The 12,239-nt window shown below is 71.0% G+C and carries 13 protein-coding genes, 1 pseudogene and 1 riboswitch; all 14 genes and pseudogenes read right to left on the bottom strand.

Annotated elements, in window-relative coordinates; translation table 11 throughout:
- Positions 1-957: serine/threonine-protein kinase (locus AC1D15_RS07035; protein WP_477825436.1), on the bottom strand; the 957-nt coding region annotated here is incomplete at its 3' end.
- 196 nt (positions 958-1,153) lie between these two features.
- Complete coding sequence (locus AC1D15_RS07030) at positions 1,154-2,338, bottom strand: pyridoxal phosphate-dependent aminotransferase (RefSeq protein ID WP_047504617.1); 1,185 nt, start codon at positions 2,336-2,338, stop codon at positions 1,154-1,156.
- 17 nt (positions 2,339-2,355) lie between these two features.
- Positions 2,356-2,910 (bottom strand): transcription antitermination factor NusB, encoded by a 555-nt coding sequence (nusB, locus tag AC1D15_RS07025; RefSeq protein WP_477825435.1) that lies wholly within the window; start codon positions 2,908-2,910, stop codon positions 2,356-2,358.
- Positions 2,907-3,371, bottom strand: coding sequence for a 6,7-dimethyl-8-ribityllumazine synthase (ribH, locus tag AC1D15_RS07020; protein WP_477825434.1), 465 nt, complete (start codon positions 3,369-3,371; stop codon positions 2,907-2,909). Before ribH ends, nusB begins: the two co-directional genes overlap by 4 nt.
- A gap of 18 nt (positions 3,372-3,389) precedes the next feature.
- Positions 3,390-4,487, bottom strand: a complete 1,098-nt coding sequence (gene ribBA / locus AC1D15_RS07015; RefSeq protein WP_477825433.1) for a bifunctional 3,4-dihydroxy-2-butanone-4-phosphate synthase/GTP cyclohydrolase II — start codon at positions 4,485-4,487, stop codon at positions 3,390-3,392.
- A 122-nt stretch (positions 4,488-4,609) separates the two neighbouring features.
- Positions 4,610-5,236, bottom strand: coding sequence for a riboflavin synthase (locus AC1D15_RS07010; RefSeq protein WP_047504605.1), 627 nt, complete (start codon positions 5,234-5,236; stop codon positions 4,610-4,612).
- A 17-nt stretch (positions 5,237-5,253) separates the two neighbouring features.
- On the bottom strand, positions 5,254-6,396 hold the full coding sequence (gene ribD, locus AC1D15_RS07005; RefSeq protein WP_477825432.1) for a bifunctional diaminohydroxyphosphoribosylaminopyrimidine deaminase/5-amino-6-(5-phosphoribosylamino)uracil reductase RibD: 1,143 nt from the start codon (positions 6,394-6,396) through the stop codon (positions 5,254-5,256).
- An 8-nt stretch (positions 6,397-6,404) separates the two neighbouring features.
- Positions 6,405-7,496: a hypothetical protein gene (locus AC1D15_RS07000; protein ID WP_477825431.1), complete on the bottom strand. Its 1,092-nt coding sequence runs from the start codon at positions 7,494-7,496 to the stop codon at positions 6,405-6,407.
- The gene (locus AC1D15_RS06995) at positions 7,496-8,710 is read right to left on the bottom strand and encodes a hypothetical protein (RefSeq protein ID WP_477825430.1); all 1,215 of its coding nucleotides are present in this window, start codon (positions 8,708-8,710) and stop codon (positions 7,496-7,498) included. Before AC1D15_RS06995 ends, AC1D15_RS07000 begins: the two co-directional genes overlap by 1 nt.
- Positions 8,707-9,366 (bottom strand): PulJ/GspJ family protein, encoded by a 660-nt coding sequence (locus AC1D15_RS06990; protein ID WP_477825429.1) that lies wholly within the window; start codon positions 9,364-9,366, stop codon positions 8,707-8,709. The genes AC1D15_RS06995 and AC1D15_RS06990 overlap by 4 nt, the downstream gene beginning before the upstream one ends.
- A 10-nt stretch (positions 9,367-9,376) precedes the next feature.
- On the bottom strand, positions 9,377-9,922 hold the full coding sequence (locus tag AC1D15_RS06985) for a GspH/FimT family pseudopilin (protein WP_477825428.1): 546 nt from the start codon (positions 9,920-9,922) through the stop codon (positions 9,377-9,379).
- A 158-nt stretch (positions 9,923-10,080) separates the two neighbouring features.
- Positions 10,081-10,524 carry a transcriptional regulator NrdR gene (gene nrdR, locus AC1D15_RS06980; protein WP_477825427.1) on the bottom strand — a complete coding sequence of 148 codons (444 nt, stop codon included), beginning with the start codon at positions 10,522-10,524 and terminating at the stop codon, positions 10,081-10,083.
- 29 nt (positions 10,525-10,553) lie between these two features.
- Positions 10,554-11,807, bottom strand: coding sequence for a serine hydroxymethyltransferase (glyA, locus tag AC1D15_RS06975; RefSeq protein ID WP_465111815.1), 1,254 nt, complete (start codon positions 11,805-11,807; stop codon positions 10,554-10,556).
- A gap of 64 nt (positions 11,808-11,871) precedes the next feature.
- Positions 11,872-12,011: riboswitch (ZMP/ZTP riboswitch) on the bottom strand.
- A 24-nt stretch (positions 12,012-12,035) separates the two neighbouring features.
- Positions 12,036-12,239, bottom strand: a pseudogene (locus AC1D15_RS06970) (hypothetical protein); the annotation flags it as partial.

Genomic DNA, 12,239 nt, shown 5'->3' with positions numbered 1-12,239 from the left:
GTGGCGCAGCTCGCGCGACAACGCACGCGCCGAGCGGTAGCGGTCGTCGGGGTTCTTCTCCATCGCCCGGGCGGCGATCTCGGACAAGGCCTTCGGCACGCTGTTGTTGACCTGGTGCGCGGTCGGCGGGTTGTACTCGGCGACGGCGCGGGTGATCTCGGCCAGCGAGCTGCCGCGGAACGGCCGCACGTCGGCCAGCAGTTCGTAGAGCACGACGCCGAGCGAGAACACGTCGCAGCGGCGGTCCACCGGCTGCTGGCGCACCTGCTCGGGCGACATGTAGTAGGGCGAGCCGCCGACGATGTCCTCGCCGTTCGCATCGTGCTGGTGCGCGATGCGGGCGATGCCGAAGTCGAGCACGCGCGGCTGCGTGCGCCCGACCATGAAGATGTTGGCCGGCTTGATGTCGCGATGCACCACGCCCTTCGAGTGCGCATAGGCGAGCGCATCGGCGACGCGGCGCACGATCAGCGCGGCCTGGTGCGGTGACGGCCGCCATCCCTCCTGGCGCAGCTGGCGCAGGTCGCGGCCCTTCAGCAGCTCCATCGCGATGTAGGCGCCTTGCTCGCTCGCGCCGGCATCGAACACCGTGACGATGTGCGGGTGGCTCAGGCCGCCGGCCGCGCGGGCCTCGTTCAGGAACAGCGCATTGAACGCATCGCGCTGCTCGGCCGAGATCTCGAGGTTCAGGGTCTTGATCGCGATCAACCGCGACAGCAGCGGGTCGTGCGCGGCATAGACCACGCCGAGGCCGCCTTCGCCGATGCGGTACTTGAGCGCGTACCGGCCGATGTGGCCGATGGTCGGCATCTGGTCGGCGCCGCCCATCGGCGGCACCGTGGTGGAGAAGGTGGCGGCCGGTTGTGCGGGCAGCCCGAGGTCGGTGTCGCCCCACTTCGGCGCACCCGGCGTCGAGTTGGCAAGGTCGGAGGAAGGATCAGGAACAGGGCCGGGCATGAGGCGGGTTGGGTTCGTGGCACGGTTGTCCACCACGGACGCAGCTTAGTGCAAGCGCATCGGGGCCTGGCAGTAAAAAACCCCGCGTTCTGTGCATTCGTAACATGCGCTTGCGAAAGTCGACGAGATGGTGCATGGGGTTCAACCCAAAACTGACAACAACGCCGACAACAAAAACGCCGGCGAAAAGCGACAGCTACGCGGACAGCAATTGCTGCAGGCGCTGCACCGCGTCCTGCAGGTGCGCCATCGAGCTCGCATACGACAGTCGGATGTAGCGATCGGCGGCATGCGGTCCGAAATCGCGGCCGGGCGTGATGGCCACCTGCGCCTCGCGCATCAGCCGGAAGCAGAAGTCCCAGCTGCTGTCGGCATGTGCCGAGCAATCGGCCCAGGCGTAGAACGCGCCGTCGGGCATCACCGGCACGCGCAGGCCCATCGCCTGCAGCGCCGGCACCAGGAAATCGCGGCGCGCGCGGAACTCGGCGCGGCGGCGTTCGAACTCGGCGATCGAGGCCGGCTCGAAGCAGGCCAGCGCCGCCTGCTGCGCGAGCGACGACGGGCAGATGTAGAGGTTCTGCGCGAGGCGCTCGATGGGCGCCACCAGTTCCGGCGGCAGCACCAGCCAGCCGAGCCGCCAGCCGGTCATGCTGAAGTACTTCGAGAAGCTGTTGATCGAGATCACGTCGTCGCCATGCGCGAGCGCGGTGTGGCCGAACGCGTCGTCGAAGCTCAGGCCGAGGTAGATCTCGTCGACCATCGTGAAGCCGCCGCGTTCGCGCACCGCCTGCACGATGCGCCCCATCTCGTCGAACGCGATCGAGGTGCCGGTCGGGTTCGACGGCGAGGCGAGCAGCACGCCGCGCGTCGCGGCCGTCCAGGCCGATTGCACGGTGGCGGCATCCGGCTGGAAGCGGTGCTCGGGCGAGGCCGGCAGCAGCCGCGCGACGCCATCGGCGGCCGCGACGAAGTGGCGGTTGCACGGGTAGCTGGGGTCGGGCATCAGCACCTCGTCGCCGCGCTCGACGAGCGCCAGGCAGGCGAGCTGCAGCGCGGCCGACGCGCCGGCGGTGATCACGATGCGTTCGGGCGCGATGTCGACCTGGAAGCGCTCGGCGTACCAGCGGCTCAGCCGCTCGCGCAGCGCCGGCAGGCCGGTGGCCTGCGTGTACTGCGTGCTGCCGCGCTCCAGGCATTCGCGTGCGGCCTGCTGCACCAGCGGCGGCGCGGTGAAATCTGGCTCACCGATGTTCAGGAAGATCATCGGCCGGCCGCCCTGCGCGGGGTCGCAGGCGGCGGTGCGCGACAGCTCGACCGCCGCCTTCGCGCACTCCATCACGTAGAAGGGCTCGATGTGGTCCAGGCGGCCGGCGAGCTTCATCGCTGCGTCGCGCCGGGTCAGCGTCGCTGGGCGCGGAACGCCGCCACCTCGACCGGGCGCAGGTCGAGCGCCGCCTTGTCGAGCACGCCGTTCACGTACTTGTGGYCGTCGGTGCCGCCGAAGCTCTTGGCCAGCTCGACCGCCTCGTTGATCGCGACCTTGTACGGGATGTCGATGCAGTGCTTCAGCTCGTAGGCGCCGATCATCAGCACGCCGTRCTCGATCGGCGACAGCTCGGTGGTCTTGCGGTCGACGTGGCGCGAAAGCACCGCGTCGAGGTCGGACGCCTCGGCGATGCAGCCGTGCAGCAGCGCGTCGAAGTGCGCCGCGTCGACCTTGTCGAAGCCTTCCTGCTCGCGCATGTGGGCATCGACCACGCCGACCTCGGCGCCGGACAGCAGCCACTCGTACAGGCCTTGCAGCGCGGCCTCGCGCGAGCGGCGGCGCGACGACTTGGGCTGCGGCTTGCCACCCTTGTGGCCGCCCTTGCCCGCGGGCTTCTTCGCGGCCGGTGCATCAGCCGCCGGTGCGTCAGCCGCCGGGGCGGGGTTCTTCGGTTCGGTCTCGCTCACGACAGGTCTTCCAGCAGGTTGGCCATCTCGACGGCGACGCGTGCGGCGTCACGGCCTTTCTCTTCGACGCGGGCCCAGGCCTGGGCCTCGTCCTCGACGGTCAGGATGGCGTTGGCGATCGGGATCTCGTGGTCGAGCGCGACGCGCGTGACGCCGGCGCCGCTTTCGTTGGACACGAGTTCGAAGTGGTAGGTCTCGCCGCGGACGATGCAGCCGAGCGCGACCAGTGCGTCGTAGCGGTCGCTCGCGGCCATCGCGTTCAGCGCCAGCGGCACCTCCAGCGCGCCGGGCACCGTCACGTGCTTGATGTGCTTGGCGGCGACGCCCAGCGCGCCGAGCTCGCCGATGCAGGCGTCGGCCAGCGCCTGCGTCAGCTTGTCGTTGAACCGGGCCTGCACGATGCCGATGCGCAGGTCGGTGCCGTCCAGGTCGGCCGCCTGGCCCTTGTCTGCTGCTTGCATGTCAATCCAGTCGGTCGTTCAGTGTTCGGGGGCGACGAAGCCGGTGACCTCGAGGCCGTAGCCGGTCATGCTCGGCATGCGGCGCGGGCTGCCCAGCAGCTTCATCTTCGTGACGCCCAGCTCGCGCAGGATCTGGGCGCCGATGCCGTAGGTGCGCAGGTCCATCTGCGCGCGGGCGCGCGCCGGCGCCGCGGGGGTGTCCTGCCAGTGCGACAGCAGCGACTGCACGTCCTCGCCGCAGTTCAGCAGCACCGCGACGCCGCGCTGGCTGGCCTGCAGCGTCGCGAGCGCCTTGTGCAGCGGCCACGAGTGGCTGCAGGCGCCGGTGTCGAGCAGGTCCATCACCGACAGCGGCTCGTGCACGCGCACCAGCACCTCGTCGCTCGTGTCGATGCTGCCGTGGCTCAGCGCGAGGTGCAGGCCGCCGGTGCGGTCGCGGAAGGCGGTGCAGTCGAAATCGCCCTGCGCGGTGGTCAGCGAGCGCTGGCCGATGCGCTCRATCAGGCTTTCGTTGCGGCTGCGGTAGCCGATCAGGTCGGCGATGGTGCCGATCTTCAGGCCGTGTTCCTTCGCGAAGACCTCCAGGTCCGGCAGGCGCGCCATCGTGCCGTCGTCCTTCATGATCTCGCAGATCACCGAGGTGGGGCTGAGGCCGGCCATCGCCGCGAGGTCGCAGCCGGCCTCGGTGTGGCCGGCGCGCATCAGCACGCCGCCATCCTGCGCCTGCAGCGGGAAGATGTGGCCGGGCTGCACGAGGTCGGTGGCCTGCGCATCGCGCGCGACGGCGGCCTGCACGGTGCGGGCGCGGTCGGCGGCCGAGATGCCGGTGGAGACGCCGGTGGCGGCTTCGATCGAGACGGTGAACGCGGTGCCGTGGCGGGTGCCGTTGCGGGTGGCCATCGGCGGCAGCTGCAGGCGCTCGCAGCGCTCGCGGGGGAGGGTCAGGCAGATCAGGCCGCGGCCGAAGCGCGCCATGAAGTTGATCGCCTCGGGCGTCACGTGGTCGGCCGCGAGCACCAGGTCGCCCTCGTTTTCGCGGTCTTCCTCGTCGACGAGGATGACCATGCGGCCGGCGGCGAGCTCGGCGATCAGTTCGGGTACGGGGGAGATCGGCATAGCCTGACATTGTATGGGCCCCCCAGTCGCTTCGCTCCTGCCCCCGAGGGGCGCCACCCCTGGGCCCGGCGGAGCCGGATCCCGGGGCGTTGCTTGATGGGGCCCTCGGCTTCGCCTGGGGCTTACTTTGCGGGCGCTGTGGCCAGCATGCGTTCCACGTACCTTGCGATCAGGTCGATCTCGAGGTTGACGGCGGAGCCGGCCGCCAGCGTGCCCAGCGTCGTGTTCTCGATCGTGTGCGGGATCAGGTTGATGCTGAACTCGCAGCCCTCGGGCCGGTCGTCGACGCGGTTGACCGTGAGGCTCACGCCGTTCACCGCGACCGAGCCCTTGTAGGCGAGGAAGCGGCCGATGTGGGCCGACGCCAGCACGCGCAGCTCCCACGATTCGCCGACCGGCGCGAAATGCGTCACGCGGCCGATGCCGTCGACGTGGCCGCTGACGAGGTGGCCGCCCAGCCGGTCGTGCGCCCGCAGCGCCTTCTCGAGGTTGACCGGGCCGGGTTGCGACAGGCCGGCGGTCTTGTCCAGGCTCTCGGCCGAGATGTCGATCGTGAAGCGGCTGGCGGCGGCGTCGAAGGTGGTGACCGTCATGCAGGCGCCGTTCAGCGAGATGCTGTCGCCCAGCTGCACGTCGTCGAGGTAGTGGTCGGGGGCCTGCAGCGTCAGTTGCAGGCCGTGGGAGGCGTCGGCGCCCAGCGGGCGGACGGATTCGATGCGGCCGAGGCCGGAGATGATGCCGGTGAACATGGGCGTGATTCTCGCAGTCAGAACAGTTCCCGCGCCGACGGGCGGGCGATCACGCGCAGGTCGTCGCCGATGCGGTCGACCGCATGGAAGCGCAGCGCCGCGGCGTCGTCCAGCCGCTCCAGCGGGCCGAAGGCGGCCAGGTCGCGGCCGGCGCCGAGCAGCTTCGGCGCGAGGTACACGAGGTACTCGTCGACCAGCCCCTCGCGCACGAACGAGCCGTTCAGCTTGTGGCCGGCCTCGACGTGCAGCTCGTTGATGCCGCGCTGCGCCAGGTCAACCAGCACGGCGGCCAGGTCGACCTTGCCTGTCGGGCCGGGGCGCAGGATCACCTCGGCGCCGGTGGCCGCCAGCGTGGCGATGCGGGCCGCCTCGGGCGCCGCGGCATACACCAGCACCTGGCCGGGCGCATCGAGGATGCGCGCGGTGGGCGGCATGTCGAGCCGCGAATCGATGACGACGCGCAGCGGTTGCCGCGCGGTCTCGACCAGCCGCACATCCAGCCGGGGGTTGTCGTCGAGCACGGTGCCGACGCCGGTCAGCACCGCGCCGGCCCGCTTGCGCCAGGCGTGGCCGTCGGTGCGCGCCGCCTCGCCGGTGATCCACTGGCTGGCGCCGTTGTTCAATGCGGTGCGCCCGTCGAGCGAGGTCGCGGCCTTCAGGCGCACCCACGGCCGCCCGCGCACCATGCGCGAGAAGAAGCCGATGTTGAGCTCGCGTGCCGCTTCGCCCAGCAGGCCGGATTCGACCTGCACGCCCTGTGCCCGCAGCCGCGCCAGGCCCTGGCCTGCCACCAGCGGGTTCGGGTCGGTGACGGCCGAGACGACGCGCGCGATGCCGGCGGCCAGCAGCGCATCGCAGCACGGCGGCGTGCGGCCGTGGTGCGAGCAGGGTTCCAGCGTCACGTAGGCGGTCGCGCCTGGCGTCGCATGGCCGCGCGCGGCGGCATCGCGCAAGGCCATCACCTCGGCATGCGGCCCGCCGGCCTGTTGCGTGTGTCCGCGCCCGATCACCTGGCCGTGGGCGTCGAGGATCACGCAGCCGACGCGCGGGTTCGGGTCGGTCAGGCCGATGGCGTGTCCGGCCAGCGCGAGTGCTTCGCGCATCGCGGCGTGGTCGGCGGGCGTGAACGCCGCGGCGTTCGGGGGCTCGGTGGGCGGCATCGGGCGGGTCAGGGTTGGTGCTGCACGGTGTCCAGCAGGGCGTCATTGTGCGTCGCGATCGCGCTGCCGTCCGGGCACGGCTGGTCGCCGCGCACCACCAGGTAGTTCTGCTGGAACAGTGCGCCGTGCACCGTGGCGTAGCGGGCCGGGTGCTCGTCGTTGCGGTCGATCGCGCCGCTGCCGTCGAGGTCGGTGCTGTAGCGGCACACGCGCTGGCTGCCGGCGCGCGTGCCGACGCTCCAGCCGAGGGGTTCGATTTCGACCCGGCCGGACCAGCCGGTGGCTGGCGGATCGGGCACCACGCAGCCGTAGCGGACGAAGCGCGCACCGGCGATGGCGACGGGCTGGATGGCGCAGCGGACGAGCCGTGCCGGAGGGCCGTCGAGCGCGAGGACGACGCCCAGCGGCAGCAGCGGGTCGCCCGGCGTCGCAGGGTCCGGCGGCGTGCTGGCCGAGAAGCGCAGGTGACCGCTCAGCACGGTGCCGCTCGCGGGTTCGCAGCCGGACGGTGCAGCGCTGCAGCGCGCGACGATCGCCCCATCCGCATCGCCGAACAGCCAAGCCGCCGCCCCCGGCCCGCCGGGTTGCCAGAGGCTTCGATCGGGGGCGGTCGAGATCGATTCGAACGGGATGTCCGGCGCACGCCCGAGCGGCCGGGCGATCGCGATGTCTTGCGGGGCGAGGCCCAGCACGGCGTCGTAGACCGGCGAGAGGCGCGGCACACGGGCATCCAGCTGCACGCGATGCAGTCCGCCGGCGGGATGGCGCCAGTTCACGACGACGCTGAGGTCGCGCAGGGCGGGCGCCTCGGCTGCATCGGATGCTTCGGACGGCTCGCTGTGGCTGAGCTCGAATGGTGCCGGCGCCGCGGTGGCCGGTGACGATGCGGCCGCGCCGCGCAGGCGATCGAACTCCAGCCGTGCGAGTTGAAGCGCATCGATCCGCTGCCGTGCCGCGGTGCGGGCATGGCGCAGTGCGTCCTGCTGGTTCAGCAACGCTGCCGACAGCAGCGACACCAGCAACAACGCAAGCAAGGCCTCGAGCAGGGCGGCGCCGGCGGCCACCGGGGCGGCGGGTGGCCCCTTGAAGGAGCGGTGCATCAGAAGTCGCGCCAGCTGCCGGGCACGCGGGCCCAGGTGCCGCAGCACATCTGCAGGCGTTCGATGACGCTGCTGTCGTGGTCGATGCGGGTCGGCCCGGACAGCAGCAGATCGTCCTCGGCCAGCAGTGCACCGTGCAGCGTGGCCCCGGCTTCGTCGCGCCACTCGGCGTTGCGCAGGTACAGCACGCCGTGGATGCGCGCCGGCCCGCGCAGGTGCACCGCACCGTCGACCACCAGCAGAACCGGTCGTGCGGGCGAGCCGAGCTGGGTGGCGCCGTCCAGCCGCAGGCCGCCGTCGAGCCAGAGCAGGGTCGCCGACCCCGGCGGCGCGAGCCGCCGGGAGATCTCGTCGTCGCAGGGCCGCGTGCAGGTCACGAAGCGCGCCGCGGGCTGGGCCTGCCACGTCGTGCGGTTCATCCGGAAGACGCTCGCGAAGAACTGCGCCGCGTCGACCGAGGCGAGAGCCGCATCGGCACTGACGATGGTCGACAGCGCGGGTGCACCGGGCGGGCCGACCAGCCTGGCGTCGCCCGGGTCGGCCTCGGCACCGGCGTGCAGCGTGAGGCCGCCGCTCGCGATCCCGTGGTGCACGACGGTCGGCCCGCCCAGCAGCTGCACGGATCCGCGCGCCGTGATGGCCGCGACCGGCCGGACGTCGATGGCCGGGATGCGGGCCGCATCGGCCCAGGCCCGCGCGACGTGGACCGCTGCACCTGCGCCCGCAGGTGCCAGGCAGGCGGTGGTGTTGCCGCTGCAGCCGATCGACTCGATCGTGGTGACACCTGAGGCGGCGCTGCCCAGCCGCAGCGCGAAGGCCTGGCGGGCCGCGTCGCCGTCGATGTCGGCGCTGCTCCCGTCGGCCGCTGGGCAATGGCATGACCAGGCCCCGCCGATGAACGAGCAGGACGGCATGGCGGGCGTCCCCTGGTAGCGCTCGCGGAAGGCTGCTCCCTCGGCAGCGGGCCGGCAGGCGTCATCGACGGGGCGTTCGTCGTTGAGCCGGGCCAATGCCCATGCGAGCCCCGACTCCGCCGCTTCGGCGGCCTGGGCGGCGCGCATGCGGTTGCCGGAGGATTTCAGCTCCTCCCATGCCACGCGGAAGGTGTACGTCGCGGCCAGCGTGAGGGCCGCCGCGACCACCAGCACCAGGATCAGCGCCACCGCACCGGATTGCCCTGAAGCCGCGCCGGGGCCGTGCATCCGGCGGTTCATCCCGGACACCCGCCGACCACGGCGTCATTGCGCACGCGGGCTTCGACCAGGGCCTCGCGCGCCGCGCCGCTGGCCGCTGGAACTCGATCGGTGGCCAGGGCCTGCAAGCGGATGCGGACCTGGCGTTGCAGCTGGTAGGGGCAGGCCCCGGCATCGCAGGGGCGGCTGCAGAACTCCCGCAGATCGATGCGCCGGATGTCGGGCGTGAGCTCCAGCCGCGTGACCCGCATCGAGGTGGCGTCACTGAGGGCCTGCCAGTGCCCTGCGCCGAACGCCATCTCGATGACGCCGCTGTGCAGCCGGTAGCCGAAGCGGCTCGGGGCGATGCCGGAGGCCGGCGTGGCGGCGTAGTCGATGCTCAGGCCGTCACCGCTCGCGGCGAGTGCGATGGCGGGGTCGGCCGAGCCGGCCACGGCTGCGGTGCCGGCCGGCACACGATGGCCGGCGCGGGCGAGATCGCGCGACATCACCTCGGCGATCGTCTGCAGGTCGTGCGTGAGGCGCAGATCGGCCAGTTGCCGATGGGCGTCCTGCAACTGGAACGTCAGCAGGCCCAGCGCCAGGACGACGACCGACAGGCCGATCGCCAGCCCCGCCATCAGCTCGACGAGCGTGAAACCGCGCCGCTGCTGCGGCAAGGAGAACGTGGAGGCCATCGCCACCCCTTCAGCAGGCACGGTAGCCGGCCACCGCGCCCTGCGGCGAGCAGCTGCGCACGCGGCCGAGCAGGTTGACGACATGCTGGATCGCGAGGCCCGACGCGCTGGCCAGCCGCAGCGTGGCAGCCGGCGTGCTGGTGCCGTGCTGCGCGTCGAAGCTCATCGTCGGGACATTGGCCTGCAGGCTGACCTGCTGCCCGGCCTGCAGCGCGACGTGGCGGATCGCCTGGCCGCCGGCTTCGCAGGCTGCCTCGTCTCGTGACGTGCAACGGCACGCGTCGATCGCTCCGACATAGACGACGTAACAGTTCGACGGCGTCGTCACGCCGCGAAAGCCGATGCGCACATTCTGGTTGCGGCCGATGGCTTCGCTGCGCGCGAGGCGCAGGTCGGCCGCGAGTTCGTTCGCGACGCCTTCGAGCCGCCGCACCTCCATCCAGCGCTGCAGGTTCGGCGCCGCGATCAGCGCGAGCACGGTGCACACCGCCACGCACACCATCAACTCGATGAGCGTGAAACCCTCGGCCGATCGCGGCCTGGCAAGCTGAAACATGTTGGATCCCCCTGATGAACGGACGCGGACTTTAGGAAGTGCCGCGCCGCCGGCCACTCCCCCGATGGGGGGAGAAGGGGGTCAAAACCACCCTCGGATGTACCGGTACGTGAGGGGGTTTCAGGGGTTTTGTGTGATTTCGGGAGATGCGTACCGGTTCAGATGTCCCGGATCAGCTGCCGGAACTCATCGACGTCTTCGAAGCTGCGGTAGACCGATGCGAAGCGCACGTAGGCGACCTTGTCGATGCGCTTGAGCTCGCGCATCACCAGTTCGCCCAGGCGTGTCGATGGCACCTCCTTCGAGCCGCTGTTGAGCAGCTTGTCCTGGATGCGCTCCATCGCCGCGTCGATCTGCTCGACGCTGACCGGCCGCTTGCGCAGCGCGAGCGTCATCGAGGCACGGATCTTCGAGGCGTCGAAATCGGCGCGCGTGCCGTCCTTCTTGAYGACGGACGGCAGCGCGATCTCGGCGCGCTCGTAGGTGGTGAAGCGCTTGTCACAGCTCTGGCAGCGGCGGCGCCGGCGCACGACATCGCCCTCATCGGACTCGCGCGTCTCGACGACCTGCGTTTCCTCGTGACTGCAGAACGGGCAGCGCACGGCTCAGCGGCCGGTGACCGGCAGGCCGGTCATCCGCGGTACACCGGGAAGTCGCGCGTCAGCGCGGCCACCTTGGCCTTCACCGCTTCGATCACCGACTCGTCGTTCGGCTTGTCCAGCACGTCGGCGATCAGGTGGGCGGTGGCGCGGGCCTGCTCCTCCTTGAAGCCGCGCGTCGTGAAGGCCGGGCTGCCCAGGCGGATGCCGCTGGTGACCATGGGCTTCTGCGGGTCGTTCGGGATGCCGTTCTTGTTGCAGGTCATGTGGGCGCGGCCCAGCAGCGCCTCGGCTTCCTTGCCGGTCAGGTTCTTCGGGCGCAGGTCGACCAGCATCACGTGGCTCTCGGTGCGGCCGCTGACGATGCGCAGGCCGCGCTCGATCAGCGTCTCGGCCAGCACGACCGCGTTCTTCGCGACCTGCTGCTGGTAGACCTTGAATTCAGGCGCCAGCGCTTCCTTGAAGGCCACCGCCTTGGCGGCGATCACGTGCATCAGCGGGCCGCCCTGGATGCCGGGGAAGATCGCGCTGTTGATCTTCTTCGCGATGGCTTCGTCGTTCATCACGATGATGCCGCCGCGCGGGCCGCGCAGGCTCTTGTGGGTGGTCGAGGTGACGACATCGGCATGCGGCACCGGGTTCGGGTAGACGCCCGCGGCGATCAGGCCGGCGTAGTGCGCCATGTCGACCATGAAGTACGCGCCGACCGCCTTGGCGACCTTGGCGAAGCGCTCGAAATCGATGCGCAGGCTGTAGGCCGAGGCGCCCGCGATGATCAGCTTCGGCTTGTGCTCGTGGGCGAGGCGCTCCATCGCGTCGTAGTCGATCTCTTCCTGGGCGTTCAGGCCGTAGCTGACGACCTTGAACCACTTGCCGCTCATGTTCAGCGCCATGCCGTGCGTCAGGTGGCCGCCTTCGGCCAGGCTCATGCCCATGATGGTGTCGCCRGGCTGCAGCAGGCCGAAGAACACCGCCTGGTTGGCCTGCGAGCCGGAATTGGGCTGCACGTTGGCGTGGGCCGCGCCGTAGATCTGCTTGACGCGGTCGATCGCGAGCTGCTCGACGATGTCGACGTACTCGCAGCCGCCGTAGTAGCGCTTGCCGGGGTAGCCCTCGGCGTACTTGTTGGTCAGCTGGCTGCCCTGCGCGGCCATCACGGCCGGCGAGGCGTAGTTCTCCGAGGCGATCAGCTCGATGTGATCTTCCTGGCGCTGGTTCTCGCTCTGGATCGCGGCGAAGAGCTCGGGGTCCACCTGGGCGACGGTGGAGTGGGTGCGGTCGAACATGGCTGGCAGTCCTCTTCAACAGAAGACCCCGGGGCGGATCATGCGAGGCGGACTCACATGGCCACGGGGCTGCCCAGGCGAACGGCTGAACCGGTGCCGGAAACCCGGAACCGGCTGCGCTTCCCGGTGGTTCACCACCTCAGGCCGACGGGCGTCACGCTGATCGTGACATCCCGGACCCCATCGCCAGTTGCGCAGCCCGCGGAGTGTACCGCGGCCCCTGCCGCCTCAGCGCAGCGAGGCCACCTGGTGCATCGTGTGGGCTTGCGAAGCGATCGGCGCTGCCGACACCGGCGTCGGCTCGATGACCGCCGGCTCGGCCTGCAGCGGCGTGCTCGGCAGCGCGACCGGCGTCGGCACCACCAGCGGCGCGAACACCGGCACCGACTTGCCGTCGGCCACCATGCGCAGGTGCTCGCGCTCGGCCAGCAC

The sequence above is a fragment of the Rhizobacter sp. P2_H2 genome (assembly GCF_056403375.1).
The sequence above is the reverse complement of the archived record's forward strand: the minus strand, read 5'-3'. Positions and strand labels throughout refer to the sequence as shown.